This window comes from Jeotgalibacillus sp. 10bf12 (assembly GCF_055597105.1).
Window position 1 is genome coordinate 734,337 of record NZ_CP200276.1, and the last position, 17,989, is coordinate 752,325.

General features: G+C 37.9%; 19 protein-coding genes. 5 read left to right on the forward strand and 14 right to left on the reverse strand.

Annotation, left to right across the window (positions count from 1 at the left end; all coding sequences use genetic code 11):
* Window positions 1–16 precede the first annotated feature (16 nt).
* The 4 genes from DH10bf12_RS03480 to rarD form a co-directional block, all read right to left on the reverse strand.
* On the reverse strand, window positions 17–139 hold the full coding sequence (locus tag DH10bf12_RS03480) for a cytochrome C oxidase subunit II (RefSeq protein WP_471737222.1): 123 nt from the start codon (window positions 137–139) through the stop codon (window positions 17–19).
* A gap of 495 nt (window positions 140–634) precedes the next feature.
* On the reverse strand, window positions 635–1,330 hold the full coding sequence (locus DH10bf12_RS03485; RefSeq protein WP_471737223.1) for a Crp/Fnr family transcriptional regulator: 696 nt from the start codon (window positions 1,328–1,330) through the stop codon (window positions 635–637).
* A 117-nt stretch (window positions 1,331–1,447) separates the two neighbouring features.
* Window positions 1,448–1,894, reverse strand: coding sequence for a hypothetical protein (locus tag DH10bf12_RS03490; protein WP_471737224.1), 447 nt, complete (start codon window positions 1,892–1,894; stop codon window positions 1,448–1,450).
* 250 nt (window positions 1,895–2,144) lie between these two features.
* Entirely contained in the window at window positions 2,145–3,053 is a 909-nt protein-coding gene (gene rarD, locus DH10bf12_RS03495; RefSeq protein ID WP_471737225.1) for an EamA family transporter RarD, read from the reverse strand.
* 282 nt (window positions 3,054–3,335) lie between these two features.
* Between rarD and DH10bf12_RS03500 the strand changes: the two genes are divergently transcribed.
* From DH10bf12_RS03500 to DH10bf12_RS03510, 3 genes are all read left to right on the forward strand, one after another.
* Complete coding sequence (locus DH10bf12_RS03500) at window positions 3,336–3,719, forward strand: MerR family transcriptional regulator (protein WP_471737226.1); 384 nt, start codon at window positions 3,336–3,338, stop codon at window positions 3,717–3,719.
* A gap of 71 nt (window positions 3,720–3,790) precedes the next feature.
* Window positions 3,791–4,624, forward strand: coding sequence for an oxidoreductase (locus tag DH10bf12_RS03505; protein WP_471737227.1), 834 nt, complete (start codon window positions 3,791–3,793; stop codon window positions 4,622–4,624).
* Window positions 4,625–4,862: 238 nt separating this feature from the next.
* Window positions 4,863–6,080: an amidohydrolase gene (locus DH10bf12_RS03510; protein WP_471737228.1), complete on the forward strand. Its 1,218-nt coding sequence runs from the start codon at window positions 4,863–4,865 to the stop codon at window positions 6,078–6,080.
* 228 nt (window positions 6,081–6,308) lie between these two features.
* Here the strand turns inward: DH10bf12_RS03510 and DH10bf12_RS03515 are convergent, their stop codons facing one another.
* Both DH10bf12_RS03515 and DH10bf12_RS03520 read right to left on the reverse strand, forming a co-directional pair.
* Complete coding sequence (locus tag DH10bf12_RS03515; RefSeq protein WP_471737229.1) at window positions 6,309–7,016, reverse strand: 2OG-Fe(II) oxygenase; 708 nt, start codon at window positions 7,014–7,016, stop codon at window positions 6,309–6,311.
* Between the two features lie 192 nt (window positions 7,017–7,208).
* Entirely contained in the window at window positions 7,209–7,937 is a 729-nt protein-coding gene (locus DH10bf12_RS03520) for a VCBS repeat-containing protein (RefSeq protein WP_471737230.1), read from the reverse strand.
* Window positions 7,938–8,214: 277 nt separating this feature from the next.
* Here DH10bf12_RS03520 and DH10bf12_RS03525 point away from each other — a divergent pair, with 277 nt between their 5' ends.
* On the forward strand, window positions 8,215–8,595 hold the full coding sequence (locus DH10bf12_RS03525; protein ID WP_471737231.1) for a MerR family transcriptional regulator: 381 nt from the start codon (window positions 8,215–8,217) through the stop codon (window positions 8,593–8,595).
* Window positions 8,596–8,707: 112 nt separating this feature from the next.
* A complete protein-coding gene (locus tag DH10bf12_RS03530) occupies window positions 8,708–9,646 on the forward strand; it encodes an aldo/keto reductase (protein WP_471737232.1) in 939 nt (312 codons plus the stop codon).
* A gap of 529 nt (window positions 9,647–10,175) precedes the next feature.
* On the opposite strand, the gene DH10bf12_RS03535 is transcribed toward DH10bf12_RS03530, so the two are convergent.
* From DH10bf12_RS03535 to DH10bf12_RS03570, 8 genes are all read right to left on the reverse strand, one after another.
* Window positions 10,176–10,799 (reverse strand): EcsC family protein, encoded by a 624-nt coding sequence (locus DH10bf12_RS03535; RefSeq protein WP_471737233.1) that lies wholly within the window; start codon window positions 10,797–10,799, stop codon window positions 10,176–10,178.
* A 332-nt stretch (window positions 10,800–11,131) separates the two neighbouring features.
* Window positions 11,132–11,452: a hypothetical protein gene (locus DH10bf12_RS03540; RefSeq protein WP_471737234.1), complete on the reverse strand. Its 321-nt coding sequence runs from the start codon at window positions 11,450–11,452 to the stop codon at window positions 11,132–11,134.
* Window positions 11,453–11,605: 153 nt separating this feature from the next.
* On the reverse strand, window positions 11,606–12,652 hold the full coding sequence (locus DH10bf12_RS03545) for a 5-methylcytosine restriction system specificity protein McrC (protein WP_471737235.1): 1,047 nt from the start codon (window positions 12,650–12,652) through the stop codon (window positions 11,606–11,608).
* Window positions 12,639–14,744 carry an AAA family ATPase gene (locus tag DH10bf12_RS03550; protein WP_471737236.1) on the reverse strand — a complete coding sequence of 702 codons (2,106 nt, stop codon included), beginning with the start codon at window positions 14,742–14,744 and terminating at the stop codon, window positions 12,639–12,641. Before DH10bf12_RS03550 ends, DH10bf12_RS03545 begins: the two co-directional genes overlap by 14 nt.
* 225 nt (window positions 14,745–14,969) lie before the next feature.
* The gene (locus tag DH10bf12_RS03555) at window positions 14,970–15,542 is read right to left on the reverse strand and encodes a hypothetical protein (protein ID WP_471737237.1); all 573 of its coding nucleotides are present in this window, start codon (window positions 15,540–15,542) and stop codon (window positions 14,970–14,972) included.
* A 143-nt stretch (window positions 15,543–15,685) separates the two neighbouring features.
* Window positions 15,686–16,228, reverse strand: coding sequence for an ABC transporter substrate-binding protein (locus DH10bf12_RS03560; protein ID WP_471737238.1), 543 nt, complete (start codon window positions 16,226–16,228; stop codon window positions 15,686–15,688).
* Window positions 16,229–16,398: 170 nt separating this feature from the next.
* Entirely contained in the window at window positions 16,399–16,773 is a 375-nt protein-coding gene (locus DH10bf12_RS03565) for a hypothetical protein (protein WP_471737239.1), read from the reverse strand.
* A gap of 19 nt (window positions 16,774–16,792) precedes the next feature.
* Entirely contained in the window at window positions 16,793–17,938 is a 1,146-nt protein-coding gene (locus DH10bf12_RS03570) for a hypothetical protein (RefSeq protein WP_471737240.1), read from the reverse strand.
* Window positions 17,939–17,989: the final 51 nt, after the last annotated feature.

The window sequence follows — 17,989 nt, forward strand, 5'->3', positions numbered from 1 at the left end:
TGATTCTCCTTTAAGGTTATTGGGATAAATACATCAGGTAAACAGCTACCCACATTGCGACGATGACAAATCCAACAAAAAACACGCTGATGAGTGTGCCTTTCAGATTTTCTTCATTCGCCTGTTGTTTCTTAGCCATTTCAGTTCCCCTCTCCAACATTCATATTGGGTTAAGCGTAAAGGAATCACGGTTTGACCACTGTGATAAAAGTCACATCTGTGACAAAAATTTACCTGGAACTACGATTCTTTCATTTTTTCGCCAAATTTCTTATATGGGCTCTATAGAATCTGGCTGCTGATTTCCGCTTCAGGGGGACGCTTTCCGCGGACGAACGCTCAAGCCTCCTCAGGCAGAAGAACACTGCCTTCCGGGGTCTTTCACGATCGTTTTTCCGCAGGAGTCGCCCCCTTACGCTCCAATCATCAGCTGTGAAATATCAACGATGGACTTTAATAAAGTGATAATAGAAAGATAAATATAGCTTTGTGCTATTTTTCTAATCGTTTTACTGCACTTAGATTTTATTCGGAATATGATTTGGTAATACAAATAAGTTTGTTTTATTTAATCGATTAAGTTAAAAAAGACAACAAAAAAACTACTATTCTCTGAAGTGAGAGTAGTAGCTGGTTAGTCAATCCGGCAAAGTGTCAACGGACAGTTTTCGCATTGGATTTCGTTTTTTAAGTAAGCCAGGTCACGGATGAGGATCTTTCCGTCGCATATTGAGATGATCTTCTGTTTTTTCAGCTCGGATAGCATCCGGTTTGCCACTTCACGTGCCATTCCGCAAAAGTTGGCGAGGTCCTGATTGGTGAGGGATACGTCAATTAAGAGCCCTTCTGACTTTTGAATGCCATAGCTATTGGATAAACGGATCAGTGTAGAGTAAAGGGCACCCTTTTTGCCGTGAAGCAGCAGGTCACGAAAGCGGGTCTGTGTCTTCCGCTGATTCAGGCACATCCATTTCATAAATGCAGCAGCAAGCCGCGGGTTTTTCTGAAATTCAGCTTCCAGCTCGTGAATCGGATATACATAGCACGCGACGTCCTCTTTCACCTTTGCATCAAGCATGTAAGTCGCGTCATCAGCGTACAGATACACTTCCCCAAGCAGCTGATTCTGCCCGCAGATCCGCAGCGTCAGCTCACGCCCATCCGTATTCACCTTACTCAGCTGAACTTTTCCTTTTGCGATAAAAAACAAATGTTTAATCTTATCACCCTCACGGAACAAATAACTGTCTTTAGCGAAGCTTTTCACATGATGAGACAGGGACAGTAATTCTTTCAAATCGTCTGGAATTGGTTCGGTTTCTGCATACATGCGGCTCGGCCTCCTAAAGATGTATTTTTTATAATTGTTTAAGTATAGCATAGGTGTGGTGCCTAAGGAGACGGATCCTGGTGATTATTTCTATAAAATAATTGAACCGCTTAATGTCTATTCCAATACGTTCAGCGGTTCAATTAACTCGAATCCATCCTCATTAAAAAACCGGACTCTGACGTTGCCGGGTAATAAAGATTCATCGATACTGTCGAGGAGAAACATATCTGGGCCAACGACAAATTCATTATTGGGCAAAATCGTCATTTCTCCTGGCATTCCACCGTAAACTTTATCCTCAAAATCTTCCGGATCACACGATATCACATACCCTTCATAAGGGAATGCATCCCAAATCTCCTCATCATCAAAAAGAATTTCTACACAAAAATCGACAGGTCGATTAGAATGATTCAGGTATCTGACAAACACCTCAAGCTCTTCTTCCTGAGGCAAATATTTAATATAGCTGGTGTCCTGGTCCATTTCGATTGCGGGATCACTGCTGCATGCAGTTAGAAAAATGGCAAAGAAAGTAATTATGGTCAGGTGCTTTTTCAAATAGACAGCTCCTTTATGTAAGTGAATATTAAACCTTATTATACCATTTTATTCACATATACGTTACAGGGTGATGTAAAAAGCCAAGCGTTTACTCGGGCTATTTTTTGTGTGCACAAGTTTCAATTTAAATTAAATATTGCTGTACTCACCGGGACGATAATGACTAAATTACAGATCAGCCGGCGCATAAATGGCCGGGCTGCACCTTGCACCTGACACAAGATCCATTATTCAATATCAAAACGGGCTAAACCCGGGCCTTTCGTGCTTTTTTCTGTATCGTTATCGAAGAATATGTATAAATGACAAGAGCTGACCAGATAAAGATAAACGAGATCAGATAAGCCGTACTTAAAACTTCTTTGTAAAGCAGGACCCCGGTGAATAGAGAGATGGTTGGTGCGATATATTGCAAGATACCTAACATTGATAACGATACTTCATGAGCACTTTTTGTAAATAACAAAAGTGGCAGAGCCGTTATAATGCCACTTCCTATCAGCAGCATACTCGTGGAAACAGAGTCGAAAAATTGAAAGTCGGTTTGAAAAAAAAGATAGGTTAAGTAGGCTCCAGCCAGCGGGACGATTGCCATCGTCTCTAAAGTCAGTCCAATTGTTGAATCGGTTTTTATCATTTTTTTGACCAGACCATAAAAGCCAAAAGATAATGCCAGACTTAAAGAAATCCACGGAACCACACCATAGTGGAGAGTGATGATCAGTACGCCGGTTCCTGCTAATACAAATGCTGTAATTTGTTGTCCTGTCAGCTTTTCTTTTAATACGATTACGCCAATTAACATACTGGTGATAGGGTTAATATACTGTCCCAGGCTAGCTTCTAAAATTCGTCCGTGAATGACTGCCCACATAAAGATGCCCCAGTTTGAACTTATTAAAAGCGAAGCAATAAAAAGGGACCAGAATAATTTTGGTGTCTTTATCATCTCTTTTACAAACTGAAGGTATAAGCTGAACTTTTTCAGAAAAAATAGGAGAACAAGCATAAAAATAAAAGACCATAAAATCCGCTGTGCTAAAATCTCTCCATGCGATACATCCTGCAGCATTTTCCAATAAATCGGAGTCAGTCCCCACATCACATAAGAGAGGATAGCATATATAACTCCGTTTTTTCCGGTGGTCACTTTCACAAGCAACTTCCTTTCCTGAAAGCTTACTCATATTCAAACATACCTTATTGATTTTGCGACCTAACAATGACAAAAACAATCTCTTCTAAAGTTACTTACACACGATATCCGAAAGCGAGATAATGATCAATAGCATGCAGCGTGTTATTGATCACTATGTTTTGGCTTTTCTCGATAGGTGAATGATTATATGCTTTTTTATTTCACAAAAAATAATTCTTTAATTTTTATGATTCCGGCTTTATAGTTAAAGTTAACTTCAACTATAAAGGAGATGTTAGCATGCACACCATCAAAGACGTTGAAACGATGTATGGACTTCCGGCTTCGACTTTACGATTCTATGAAAAAGAAGGGATTCTTCCTAAAATTCAAAGAGATGGCGGAGGACGAAGACAATATTCTGAAGAAGAATTAGAGTGGCTTCAATTAGTGATCGCTTTAAAAAATACCGGAATGTCGATGGATGAAATCAAGAGATATGTAGAGTTACTAAAGCAGGGTGACAAGACATTGGAAAATCGAAGAAACATGCTGTTGACCCATAAAGAAGAAGTTGAAAAAAAAATGACTCAAACATTGGCGCACCTTGAAAAGATCAACAGGAAAATGGCCATTTATGATGTATTAGTTGGCAGAAAAAATAATAAAGATTTTTTAATCTGAAATTTAACGCTTGACTTAAAGTTCACTTTAACTTGTATGCTATCCATATACAAATTAAAGGAGTGATACATGTGAGCCAAAACAACAAAGTCTGGTTGATTACAGGATGTTCCACAGGTTTCGGAAGAGAAATTGCAATACATGCGATAAATGCAGGTTATCAGGTAGTTGTAACAGCGAGAAACCCGGAAACACTTCTGGATTTGGAGAAAATAAATCGTGAGAATGTGTTGGCACTAAAGCTTGACGTTACAAATAAAGAGGAAGTAAATCAAGCCGTTCAGAAGAGTGTAGAAACCTTCGGCAGCATCGATGTGTTAGTAAATAATGCAGGGATCGGTTATTTTAGTTCGGTTGAAGAAAGTTTGGAAGATGAGACACGCAAAATGTTCGAAATTAACTTCTGGGGTTTAATGAATATGACCAATGCTGTTCTTCCAACCATGAGAAGTCAAAAATCCGGACACATTATTAACTTTTCGTCGATCGGGGGTCTTGCATCCTTCCCTTCAATGGGATACTATCACGCAACAAAATATGCTGTAGAAGGAATTTCTGAAACGCTGGCACAGGAACTCGCACCCTTTAACATAAAGGTTTCATTGATTGAGCCAAGTGGATTCCGCACTGATTGGGCAGGGCGTTCTTCAGTCAAAACAGAATCTAAAATCTATGAAGACACTGTAGGGAAAATGATTCAAGGAGCTGCGTCAAGCAATGGTCATGAGCCAGGAAATCCTGCGAAGGCTGCTGAAGCCATTATGAAGATTGTAGAGTTACCAAATCCACCGCTCCGGCTTTTATTAGGGAAAATGGCTTATCAAGTAGCTACTCACAAATATACAACTCTTTTAAATACCGTTGAAGACTGGAAAGAAACAACTGTTTCTGCTGATTACGAATAGACTTTCATCATCCCTGATCAAATATTGATTAGGGATTTTTAATGTCACTGTATCAAATACCATTCTCACACAATCTTATTTTGTTTATATCATTCTCATGAATTGTGTGGATGTTGTTCCTGGCACAGAGGCACTCTCAAAAACATTTCACTAAAATGTAAAATATCAGATAGATTTGAGATGATCACTACCTATCTTTTACAATGGTATAAAACGTTGAGACAAATGGAGGCAGTATATGAATGCTTATTGGATTGTGAATGCAACGATTGAAACCGGATTTTATTTTGAAAGCCGGGTGACTAGTACTATTACGGAAATGGCGCATCTCAAAATTGAGGATGAAACCATCACTGAGGTGACATCCACTTATCCTGCTCAAACCGACCTTCCTGTAATCGATGCAGAAGGCGCATTGTTGCTGCCTGCATTCAGGGAGATGCATATTCATATTGATAAGACGTATTACTCAGGACCGTGGAAAGCTGTAGAGCCCGCTGTAAATGGCATCTTCACGAGGATTGAAGAAGAACAGACGATCCTGAAAGAACAGCTGCCTGTAGCAGAAGACCGTGCCAAAAAGATGATTGAACTGCTTTTGCAAAATGGTCATACCCATATCCGCACGCACTGCAATATTGATCCGGTCACAGGGATTGAAAACCTGAAAGCAACAGTCCGTGCACTCAAAGCATATGAAGATTACCTGACATATGAAATTGTCGCTTTCCCGCAGCACGGGCTCTTAAGAAGTAACGCGGAGTCCCTTGTCCGTCAGGCGATGGAACACGGGGCCACTCATGTGGGAGGCGTGGACCCTGCAACTGTGGACCGCAATATTAACAAGTCCCTTGAAGCGATGTTTGCGATTGCACAGGATTATGATAAAAACATTGATATTCACCTGCATGATCCGGATTCACTCGGCGCTTTTGAAATGGAACAAATCGCTGACTTAGTCAAAAAGAATGGCTATGAGGGACGCGTCACGATCAGTCACGCACTGGCGCTTGGCGACCTGAAGGAGAACCGGCTGAAGCAGCTGACCGGCATTCTGAACGACGCAAAAATCGATGTGACGACTACCGTCCCAATCAACCGTCCCACGATTCCAATCCCGGCCTTGTGGGGAGCAGGGATTCCCATCTCAGTCGGCCACGACAGCATCACAGATCACTGGTCACCCTTTGGCACCGGCATTACAATCGATAAGCTCGCAATACTCGGAGAACGCTTTGGGATCAGTGATGAAGTCGGGTTAAGTCAGTTACTGAAATATGCAACGGGTGGGGTCACCCCTCTCTCAGCAGAAGGTCAGCAGCAATGGCCAAAGCCAGGTGATACTGCTTCATTTATGCTTGTTGATGCGGTGTGCAGTGCAGAAGCGATTGCGAGGAGAAAGTCTATAAAGGCTGTTTTTGGTAAGGGGAAGCGGTTTTTAATAGCGGAATCATGATACTTAAACAATATGAAAAACCCGGGAATGATTCACTTCATGTGAAACCAGATTCCCGGGCTTTAACTAAAATTTATATCAGCATGCTTATTGCTGCGATCATACTGAAAAGCTGTGCAGGCTGCCATCCTGTGAGCGGATGAAGCAGACGTTTCAATCTATCACTGCTTCAAATCATTTATCGTAAATGAATAGTATGTAAAGCAGAAAATATTCTTCATGACCCAATTATCGTACACTTTTTCTCCTCATCCACTGTGTTGCAACCCACTTTTCTCCTTTTATCACAGGTGCGCCACCATGAAGCGTTTGTTTGTTCAGTTCTTCATCGATGTAAAAGTATTCGAAGTAAACAGCTGACCCTTTTTGAGGCGTGATCGAGATATCTAATGCAGGAAAGTAGGTTTCTCCTCCCTCTTCCACCTCATTCAAGTAAACGACCATTGTGCTGATGCGATTATTTGAAGCTGCTTTACTGGTTGGCAAAAAGTAATCGTGGTGTGCTTTGTACTCCTGCCCTGGCGTATATTTCAGGATTTGCAATCCCTCTGCGTGTTCAACAGGGATATTCATGATCTTCGCAAGACGCTTTTCAATGATATTGACCAGATCATTTTCTGACTCCTCAAAGAACATGCCGCTACTTGTCCTCATCTGATTCACCACACGATCACTGCTGATTTTCGAACGTTTCATTCTATCCGTCGATAATTGAATCAGCTGATCACATTCCCCGGAGCTTAGTACATCCTTAAGCACCACAACCAGCGGCCATTCATGCTGCTTCGTAAACGGGATCGCTGTATCTCCGACCATCATGACAGACCCATCGGCCTCAAAAAGATGTTGCTCTGCCGCTTTTTCGGGTTCTGTTCTATATCCTTCATTGCGCTGTTCTTCCACATTGATTAAATGATGATTAGGCGTTATGTTCATACGTTCCACTCGCTTTTCTAATTTTAAGAATATTAGCTTTATTATACCATTCATTTCAAAAAAGTGTCAGAACAAAATTTCTTCTCGAAGGTAGCTTTAGGCTGTGACAGACCCAGACTTCGCTTATACAAATAAAAGGCCCGGGACCACTCCGCTTATTGCTGAAGTAGATCCCCGAGCTTTAAATAAAACTTATATATGTTCATTTCCAAAAATAGCAACATACTGATTTTGCAAAACAAACGGATGATCCAGCCATCCTAAAGTATTCAAAACATACCCTAAAGAATCAGCATTATATCTCCCGGCAATTTTCTGATAAGCCAATAGCTCATACCGATTATTTGAATCAAAATCTACAGGATATAAACCACTCAGAGGATTTACAAATCCAGTAACAGGGCTCTTCAGTTTGCCATTTTCATCATATATTTCATTTAAATACTCACTGCCTTTTGTTGAGATATCTATGATGTACTTTTGATGATTGATCAAGCTGACAACTTCCACTTTATAATCATCCTGATAATGGACCTCATACTGATACTGCTCATTATATACATTGAAATCAAATAATAATTGTGGTGTATTACCCACAAAGGAATAAATATAATGGTACATGATTGCACCACTACCACCTGTCGTAATACTGATTAAAATATCATCTACTCCATTCCCGGTAAAATCCCCAAGGAATACAGTCGGATTGTAGCCTGCATTTTCTCGAAGTGGGACACTTGTTAACACGCCAGATCTTCCATCCTGAACGAGCAGCGTGATATGTTGAATAAATGGACTATCCGGAGTCATTATGCCGGTTAAATAGACATTATCTGGCACTCTATCTCCAGTTACATCTCCACGTGCAAACGAAACTACATTCGGAGGATTCATATTCGTCCCAGCGTAGTAATTATACATAACATGCTCCTTTTCATAATATATGTCATATGATTAAGCTCCATAAATGTATGATATGTAAACTTGTAATTTTACATACTTTAAAAATAAATGGCTTATATAATCTTTAAATCATCCCTCTAACATTCTTAGCGATAAATTCATTCTTTTTTCAAGAACTGCAACGAATATTTCATTTATGCAGTAGTCTTCTTGCAAACCCACTGCATAGAATTGTATTTTTTTTTGAAATAGATTACTCTTTGTTAAAGTAAACTTTAAGTAAAAGGCGGTTTTAATGGTGTATACGATAAATGAGGTAGAAAAAATGTATGGCATCCCTTCATCAACATTACGTTTTTACGAAAAGGAAGGCATCCTTCCAGCAATAGATCGAAGCAGCAACGGACGAAGAGTTTATAAAGCACAGGAGCTGGAATGGCTGGAGCTGGTTATGGCTTTAAAAGATACTGGCATGCCGCTGGAGGCGATTAAAGAATACCTTGAGATGTATCATGTGGGTGATGAGACACTGGATCAAAGAAGGAAAACACTTACGGATCACAAGCAGCTTGTTGAAGAGCAATTAGCGATGACTATCAAACATCTGGAGAAGATAAACAGAAAAATAACCTTCTATGATTTAATTATTCTTAAAAAGAACCCCAGGGATCTTTGATTGAACCCTCCCCTTGACTTAAAGCGTCCTTTAACTTGTATAGTTTGATACGAGGAGTTGCCAGCAGGTAATTTCCTTAATTTGAAACGATACATGAAAGGGTGAGCTGCTGTTGAAAACGAAAAAATTAGGTCACAGTGATCTGGAAGTGTCAGCGATTGGATTAGGTTTGATGGGGATGTCGCCATTGTACGGTCAAGTTGATGATGAGGAGTCTATCCGCACAATCCACCATGCATTAGACCTAGGCGTTACATTGCTTGATACAGCCGATGTATATGGCAATGGACATAACGAGCAACTGCTTGGCAAGGCGTTGAAGGGTCGACGGGAACAAGCTGTTATTGCGAGCAAGTTTGGATTCAGTCCTAACTTTGAAGGCATCTATGGTCATCCTGATTACGTGAAAGAGTCTATTGATAAAAGCCTTAAGCGATTAGATGTTGACTATATCGATTTGTATTACCAGCACCGTGTCGATCCCAATGTGCCTATCGAAGAAACGGTAGGAGCGATGGCGGATCTGGTCAAGGCAGGAAAAGTCCGGGCGATCGGTTTATCAGAAGCAACTCCTGAGCAAATCCACCGGGCACATGCGACACATCCAATCACAGCTTTGCAAACCGAATATTCGCTATGGAGCCGTGAAGTGGAGTCTGAGATCATGCCGACAGTCAACGAACTTGGTATAAGCTTTGTTGGGTACAGCCCTTTAAGCAGAGGTTTTTTATCAGGAGAACTGAACAAATTCGAAGATCTGGAAGAAACCGATATACGCAGAGGTCTTCCACGTTTCCAGCCGGAAAACTTCTCTAAAAATGTGGAATTAGTAGATAAGATTAAAGAAATGGCCTTGGAGAAAAATTGCACGCCTTCACAATTGGCCATTGCCTGGACGATGGCTCACGGAGTCCTGCCGATCCCAGGAACGAAACGCATCAAACACCTGGAAGAAAATGTCGAATCTCTAAACGTCAACCTCACTTCTGAAGACCTACAGCGCATCAATGCAAGCATGCCAAATGATGCAGCACTTGGGGGCCGATATTAATAATGGATTAAGAAAAAACTCAATCTTTATTTGGTTGAGTTTTTTTCTTTGTCTAATTTTGTTGACAGCGTTTTCAATTTGCTTTGTTATTCTTAACATTGATAGTGTGGAACAAAGCATTAAAATCTAAGACTAATATAAGGAATCTATTCAACAATGATCAAAGGTGTTGTTGTAAGTGGCAAGCATTTTTATTTGCCATTTCCGACATTTTTTTACTTGCCAAATACAGTGTGCTAAAAACAATCCTTACACAAACTTAATTTTTATATAATTCAATTGAATTTTGTAGATTTTTTTTGATTTGGCGCCATCCTTATTAAATGGACATAAAAAATCCCTGAGACAATTACACAAGTCATAATTGTTTCAAGGAGTTAAGTTCCTTAAATCTAGAAATAGCTGTTACCCTATTTTCCAGACGACCTTTCGGAAGGGTCTTTCATGTGTCGATAATAATATCATTTACAAAAAGCCAAATCAATTGTAATTACTTATTTCCGACACACAAGTTTATAGATAATCAGTATTAAACAAACACTTTTTTAGCTGTTTTCCCTATAATATTAGTCCCTATACCGTCAACCGTTCCTCCAATGACTCCTCCAATCAGAGGTACTGCCTTACCGAGATTCACTACGCCTTTTTCACCGAACTTAGTTAATAGACGGAAGCCTACAGCTTTATTTATTGACCTGATCACTCCACTTGGAATTTTTGTTATCATCTGCTTAGTCATTAATGTTCCTGCTTTGATCCCTGACTGCTTTAAAACACCTGAAGCAGACTGACCTGTCAGGCAGACAAATACAAATATTTTGACCTGATCATCCTTTAAGTCGTATCCCCGTATATGTGCAATTGCCGCAATCATTCGTATTTGTACGTATGTAACGGAAGCGATGTTTGCTGGGATGGCTACTGGTAATGTAATCAAACCGCCTAATCCTGTTAGAAAACCGCTTGTTGTCAATTTAGTATTTTGCCACCGGATCAGGCTATTAATCGCCCCATCAGTTGAATCATTTTTTGATAGGAAATTTTCGGCCAATTCATAAGCGTTATCCATGCCCGGAATTTCAATTAAAGCTTTTTCATATGACCAATCCAGCATTTTCTCAACTTTACCCTGTGAAATCTCTTTACCTGACATGCTAACACCTCTAGAGAGTATAATTTTGTTAATTTGATTGTAATTTAAACTGGGTTTTTAAGCTATAAAAATTCTTAACATTGAAGGCTAACAGTTCACTAAAATGATCTACACAAGATAAAATAAAAAGCCCAGGGTCCGCTTCCGCTTATTGCGGAAGTGGATTCCCGAGCTTTAAATAAAACTTAAATATCGCCATACTCACCGGACTATATCTAAATGAGATTTTTTCAAACTGGAGGTATTCCCCCTCCTAACTCTGTAAATTGCAATGAATCTTATATCATCAGTAAAAGGTTAGAGGTAATATTCTTTATGGTTATAGAAATACCTTACTCCCTTAAATTTAGTTTTTCTAATCGATAGAGTAAAAGCACTAGAGCCTTTTTTCTCCAAAATTCCATACTAACCTGCCCGCTTGACATGCCCCCTCGTGCATATCTTTCCACAAAAATAGATTCACCTTCAGTATTCAACGGGTAATTTGTAAGCTTTTTAAAAAACTTTTCAAAACAGTCTATAAAGCACGCTTTTGAGCAAGGAACTGGTATACCGGCAAAAGCCTGTTCTAATTCGCACCATAAATAGGGATCTCCTCTAAGCCCCCATGATTCTGGCTTTGATTTAAAAATTATTGATAATGACTTTTCCATGGTTTTACCCCCAAACCGTTCTTCAGCTAAATCTTTTTGATTGTAGAGCAGTCTTAAGGTCCGGTTATGTATGCAAATGTAAGAATTTTTCTTCAAGATAAAATCAATTGTCATCTCGAACCATACGTCAATTAGTTAAGCAAATTTATAAAACTACATAAAAAATTGGTTAGCATAAGACAGTAAGCTTTTCTTTATTTCGTTAAAGTCTTGGTGCAGATCAAGAGATACCACAAAAATTTGTTTTCCTTTAACCTGGTAAACATGGTTAGGTTGATTTAGTGCAGTTGTTTTTGCGTAAATCAACATACCTGCAACCTTTTCACCTGGGCTCTTTTTCCAATTGTTTATATACGTAAAGATTTGATAAAGATTGCTGGACTTCTGTTTTGCAGCTCCACCTTCAAACCTAGCCACCATATTTTCCGAATAAAATTTTGCATCCGCAATCAATGTTTTATGATCTTTTTGAAGTATAAGGTCTGTTTGCATAATGGGTAATGCTTCTTTGAAGCCATCATCAACGTCCCACTGGATTTGAGAACGTGATACTTTATAATCTGATTCACGTTTGAAAAATGCATAAATGAACTTTTCATATAATGATGATAATCTTTGTTCATCCTGAAGCTCTTTCATGATCTGAGAGGTAGAGCTTTCATCAAATAATAATTCCTCATAAAGATATCTGCATACATCCACAATGAATTGATAGCGAATATTTTGCCGGTTATATTTAACATTCTTCCATAGTCGCAAGTCCAGCTCTACAGCTGTTACCTCAGTAAAATATGGTAATAGACCGTAAAACGATTTACGCATTTTATGATTTATTTTATTTGAGTGGGCTAAGTAAAGAAGCGTCCCTTTAATAATTTGATTTAACAATATATCTTCAGAGAACTCATCGTAAACGATTGCGACTTTTTTATTGACCAATGTATTTTTCTTGATCGTCGTATTGATATCAATTTTCCCTTTAATTACATTGGAAGTCTCTTCAACGCTCATATAGTCTTTGCTCAATCCTCCACGAATCAAAACGGGGATACCAATCGATAAAATTGCTGCGTAAAGCTCTTTTACATTCTTAAAATCTTCTGTCCCGATTTGTTTGTACTCAGAAAGATTTAACGTTTGATAGGCATAAGAAAGCATGTAGTAAATATTACGAATCGGAATATTACTATTTCTCTCCATCGTAACAGCCTCTTAGTCGTTCAGCCCAATCGTTTGCTTTCTGTTCATTATCAAACCAATACTCAAATAGCTGCGGAATAATTTCATACTCGATCACTTCCTCTAAGCGATTTGCAGTATCTACTTTATAAGCATCACCCACAAAGTAGCTGTGACCAATCTGAAAGCCCGTACCCAGCTCTTCAGTAATTTGATTGTTTAAGCTTTTAATCTCATCAACGACTCGAGTCAAAGCCTCTGGATTATCCAGTTCGTTTACGTATGAATGAAATGTATCATTTTGAAAAGCTGGTTTAATTTCAAAGAATGAAAACCTTCTTCTAAGTGCGTAGTCTAATAAAGCCAGGCTTCTATCTGCCGTATTCATCATGCCAATGATGTATAGATTCGGAGGTACAGAAAATTTATCATTTGAGTAAAGAAGGTTGATTTGATCGCCTCTCTTATCAGCCTCAATCAGCATCATTAATTCTCCAAATATCTTACTCATATTCCCGCGATTAATTTCATCAATGACAAAGAAGTAGGGTCGTTCCGGATCCCGTGCAGCTTTTCTGGCAAACTTCACGAATGGACCTTGTTTCAGTTCAAATCCGTCTCCCTCAGCTTTTGGACGGAAACCCTCAATGAAATCCTCATAACTATAGCTTTGGTGGAACTGAACCATTTGAACACGCGTGTCATCTATTTCTTCCATCATGGCATATGCTAAGCGTTTGGCAATATATGTTTTACCTACTCCAGGTGCGCCTTTCAAAATAAGATTCTTCTTATTTTCAAGCAAAGATATCAGACGAACAAGCTCCTTCTTTTCGATAAAAACATCTGAAAGAAATGTCTCAACTGTAAAAGGTGGATTTGGCTGCACAGTAGGCTTAGATTCAGCATAGCGAATATAGTAGTCAATTGAACTTCCCGCAACGCCTTTGTATTTCTGATATGCCTCATCAGATACGACGACATCTTTCAATCGTTTTAGTTCCTCAATATCTGTTTCACCAAAAATTGAAGCCTCGAAATGGTGCTCTATGTCCTTTAACGCACTTATTTTTTGTTTAATTGTCTTATCAGTCAAGTTGGCTCCTGTATCAGTAACCTGATTAGATAACCAATTTCGGAATTCATTTACTTCAGCAGTTTTGTGGTCAATAAAATCCTCATTGATTACTTGATCGATCTCCTGAATCAAATTCGGATAAGGGTTTAGGCATGTTAACGTTTTTTGAGGAAAACTCTGATGGAGCTCCCACTTTCCAACTTGAAGCCAGTCCACTTTTCTTCTATGTTTAAACTCTGACGCTTCATCATCAAAATAATAATCTCCCGTAACAATTCCACGTGCTAGTATTTTCTTAATTCCTTCTTTTACATAGACAACATCACCAATTCCAATTTCACGGTAGAAATCCCATACAGCCTTTGTATCATTAACAGGACGTATCCCATCCGCTCTTTGTTCAGTTATTTTACGTGCAAAATCTTCCTTTGAATCATAGCCTTTTAAATCCCCCAAATAGTCCCAACCAAGCGCAATCATGTTTTCGTCGTGGAATAGAGACCACAACCTCGAATACTCAGCTGGTGAAATCACCCAATAATTGATACTGTTGTCAATTTCAACTTCATCGCTGGCAATTTTCTTCTCTTTTTTAGGATAAATTAAAGCAGGGTTCTCCTGGTAATATAAAAAGATTAAATAAGATCGCATTAAGACTCCCCAATCGGGTATCCCACCTATATTATCAGGCTTACTTCTTACACCTCGCTCATATTCATCCTTCGCATACTTATATCTAAATTGAATTCTTGTCGTACCAAACTGTTGAGGGTATCGTGGTGTACCTCCTCCAGTTACCAACTTCTCAATATCCTCATCACTTTGTTCAGTTATTTCTTGATAAACGTTTTTAAATTCTGCGTATGATTGATAATTGAAAAAATTCTCTTCATAACCGCTTTCTAATTCAAAGTTCTCTAAAAGTTGTCCAAGCTTTTCAAGGTATGGTGTATACCACATACCTGTCTTTTCACCTAAATTTTCTGTAACCCACACTTTATACGCTTCTTTTTGAGTGTTCAAAATATCCTGCATCGTGCACCTCCAAAAGTAATTCATTGGTATAAATTATAGCACTGTACTATAAAAATGCATTTATCTCCATTTTAGTTCTTAGCACATATATTTATTAAAAATAGTTTCTTAACTTTTCTTATATGTAAATTGTCAGCAGCTGTGATTGAAAAAATAAAGACTGCCGACTATTGATCGGCAGTCTAAACATCTTATTTGCTCATGGTAAGATTAACCTTGTATCGTCTAAGATACTAACTCCAAAATACTTTTTTGAGTATCAAGATAATACTGCAAAGGAATAATTGGATTTTCATAATGTAAAGGTGTATCTTTTTCAAGGCTGATAAATTCAATTGCATTATCTTCTGCAATTTTTTTGGTATATTCGAATATGCTATTTAACTCTTCAAATGTTAGTGTAATGGTAGTTTTTTCGAAATTAGGGTGCATCACAAGTTCGCTTAAACTTCCCATCACATTTATAATTAGCTCCCTTGTAAGGGCCCCACCTCGAATTGCACACAAGTAGACCTTTAAAGCCTCTTTAAATTCCACATCAACACTTGTCTCTTGTTTTTTCTTTGATTCCATATAAGCACTTGCTATTACTAAACTAACCTTACACCCCTTAATTATGATTTCCCTATTATCCCAAGCATATCGCAAAATTAGCTCTGTCTTGGAGATGGGTCTGAGATGTTCTATAATTTGACCCTTGTTATTACGAACCACGCTGCCATGCCTCTTATATTCTCCCGCACTAATCTTTAATTCAGTATCCTGTGATATGTTATATGAATCTTGGACAATTGCCATTTTCACAACTCCTTTTAAAATTCATAAATTCAACTTTTAGATTGTAAACTTAATCATTTTATCTTTTTCTATTCTTACATAATGCAACTTTATTGTTATACGTATAATTTAGCAAAAAGTTTCTAAAAGGATCATCCCTTGCTTCATATTGACGTAATTAACGACTTATATCCTGAAGCCTTCAGCGTCTCAAGCCACTCATCCCAAGTCCTCGGAACAGAGAGATCCAGCTTCTCAAAATGACCCTTATTATACAGCACACCAACCGCATTCTGCGTCAGCGCAACCCCATACATCCGGTCATCCACCAGATACCGCTCCTGAATCGAAGGCTCCACACGCGACACAAACGCCTCATCCGTCAAATCCATCAAATATCCCTTCTCTGCACGAATCACATAATCCTGTTCAATCGGATACGTCACAAACAAATCAGGCACATCCCCCCGTGCCATCCGCGTCTTCAGCACTGTCATCCCACCCGGCACAACCACCTGCCGGATATCAACACCGTGATTGTCCGCCTCAAACTCCTGAATGAGCTCATCAAAGAGCGGTTCCGTTTCTACTTTAGGTGTATAGAATTCAAGTACAGCCTGGTCGTTGGATGGTGTATTGACTTCGCCTTCGGGCAGTCCGCAGGCGGATAGAATTAGAATGGTTAGTAGTAGTATGAGCTTTTTCATGGATTCACCCCGGGAGTTTGTTGGTTTTATTATAGGGGCAATAGTGCAGTTTTTGAAAGGCTATAAAATTCAAAATACTATAGATGTCGATGTCTAGAGCACATATTAAAACAGAATTCGCTTGTACTATCAGTTAGACTTTATTTAGAATGCAGTTTTCTCGAACTTGCTCAATTTTCTGATAAATTTAGTCGAAATCCATACTCAGGTATTAATATTTTATAACCAAGAAGAGAAAAACGACTGTATCTTTTTTTTCGTTCTATTGGTAGTTTTTTATCACTACTATTTAAAATAGTTCTAACTAATGACATGCCATTTCTTTTTTTCATTAAATCTTTATAATGGTCAGTTAAAAGAATAGGTGTTGGCATGTTTACTCCTATCCCAGTCCCTATAGAATAATTTGTTAAAACAAAGTAATCAATATGCTCAGGATTGACTTTGTTGTATTGACTCCCAAAATATTCTTCTAATAATGTGTGCAAACGGTCTTTAGTCAAACTTTTAGCCACTTCTACTTGTTGATAAGCTTTTTTTAACATTTCATCTAAGTTTTTTATATCAAGTTATGTGAAGGTGTCTTTCTACAGGATCAAAAACAAGCATATCAATTCCTGGAAGGTTTTTTTGTGCTTTACTAGTTCCGTAACTCAATAAAAAATTTTTGTTAATACTTCTTTCTATGTCTTTTCTTTCTTGTTCTTCAAAATTATTTTGAGCAGCATCATAATTCGGTGACTTGTTCTTCGCTAGTAAACGTAGTGCATTAGCTTCTGGTCTTGAAAGACTAAACACCACTTCTGATATAACTAGATAGTCATCTGAAATTGGAACAAGATAAGATAGTGATACATCACTTTTGGGATTAGAAAAATTGTACGTAAAAAAACTTATAATGTTTTCTATTTTCTCTTTAGTCAATTTTGTTTTTTGTGCCAAATCATTTATAAAAATTTCCTTTTTATACATTATAAATCCCTCTTTTTTGGGGTTTATAATATAACCAGATCCATTAAATTTTCTTATTCTGTTTTCTGATAGTATTTGTGTTAATGTTGTAGAGAACTTTTTATACTCATCCAAGTTAAACTGATCAAACTCAACGTTAAATGTACAAGAAAAATCTATTTGATGCGCAAAACTCATAGTTTCTTCAAAAGTATTATGATTAAAATCTATAAAGCGATCTATCTTTTCACGACTTTTGGCATCGCTTTCTTTTTGGAAATAAGTATCATATAAAAGATGAGTAATGTAATTTTCTTCATTAATGTAGTCAAAAGTTATTTTATTTCTATGTTTTTGAAATTTAACTTTTTTATGATTGTGCATTTCCCACATATCAATAAATTTTTCATAAGCATAAGCAGTACCCATGAATTGAAAAACTTCTTCAGCGACTATATCTTCTTTATTAATTAAAGACTCTTCTTCACAATAAATTGCACACCAACGAAAGATCCACTTTAAAGATTCTTGAAAAAATGAAATATCTTCAATTTCTGAAGCATTAGTTTTAACATATTCTTTAATGACTTTTTGAATTTTTTCATGTTCTGAAGTAATGGAAAATGAAAATAAGACACCTACTTTCTCGAAAATTAAAACTACTGCTTCGTCAACTGACAACTTAAAAATTTTGTTTTGCTTGATACTTTCTTCTAGATCATTCTTTATGCTGTATAGCTTTTCATAATCATTTAACATACAATTCTCCTTCTGTATAATTAATTTTTGTATAAGTGATATTTCAAAAAT

Bases quoted from the DNA above. Each gene is read 5' to 3' on its own strand.
- DH10bf12_RS03480 (WP_471737222.1), bottom strand. From the start codon at position 139: ATGGCTAAGAAACAACAGGCGAATGAAGAAAATCTGAAAGGCACACTC.
- DH10bf12_RS03485 (WP_471737223.1), bottom strand. From the start codon at position 1,330: ATGTATGCAGAAACCGAACCAATTCCAGACGATTTGAAAGAATTACTG.
- DH10bf12_RS03500 (WP_471737226.1), top strand. From the start codon at position 3,336: ATGCACACCATCAAAGACGTTGAAACGATGTATGGACTTCCGGCTTCG.
- DH10bf12_RS03510 (WP_471737228.1), top strand. From the start codon at position 4,863: ATGAATGCTTATTGGATTGTGAATGCAACGATTGAAACCGGATTTTAT.
- DH10bf12_RS03515 (WP_471737229.1), bottom strand. From the start codon at position 7,016: ATGAACATAACGCCTAATCATCATTTAATCAATGTGGAAGAACAGCGC.
- DH10bf12_RS03520 (WP_471737230.1), bottom strand. From the start codon at position 7,937: ATGTATAATTACTACGCTGGGACGAATATGAATCCTCCGAATGTAGTT.
- DH10bf12_RS03525 (WP_471737231.1), top strand. From the start codon at position 8,215: ATGGTGTATACGATAAATGAGGTAGAAAAAATGTATGGCATCCCTTCA.
- DH10bf12_RS03535 (WP_471737233.1), bottom strand. From the start codon at position 10,799: ATGTCAGGTAAAGAGATTTCACAGGGTAAAGTTGAGAAAATGCTGGAT.
- DH10bf12_RS03540 (WP_471737234.1), bottom strand. From the start codon at position 11,452: ATGGAAAAGTCATTATCAATAATTTTTAAATCAAAGCCAGAATCATGG.
- DH10bf12_RS03545 (WP_471737235.1), bottom strand. From the start codon at position 12,652: ATGGAGAGAAATAGTAATATTCCGATTCGTAATATTTACTACATGCTT.
- DH10bf12_RS03550 (WP_471737236.1), bottom strand. From the start codon at position 14,744: ATGCAGGATATTTTGAACACTCAAAAAGAAGCGTATAAAGTGTGGGTT.
- DH10bf12_RS03555 (WP_471737237.1), bottom strand. From the start codon at position 15,542: ATGGCAATTGTCCAAGATTCATATAACATATCACAGGATACTGAATTA.
- DH10bf12_RS03560 (WP_471737238.1), bottom strand. From the start codon at position 16,228: ATGAAAAAGCTCATACTACTACTAACCATTCTAATTCTATCCGCCTGC.
- DH10bf12_RS03565 (WP_471737239.1), bottom strand. From the start codon at position 16,773: ATGTTAAAAAAAGCTTATCAACAAGTAGAAGTGGCTAAAAGTTTGACT.
- DH10bf12_RS03570 (WP_471737240.1), bottom strand. From the start codon at position 17,938: ATGTTAAATGATTATGAAAAGCTATACAGCATAAAGAATGATCTAGAA.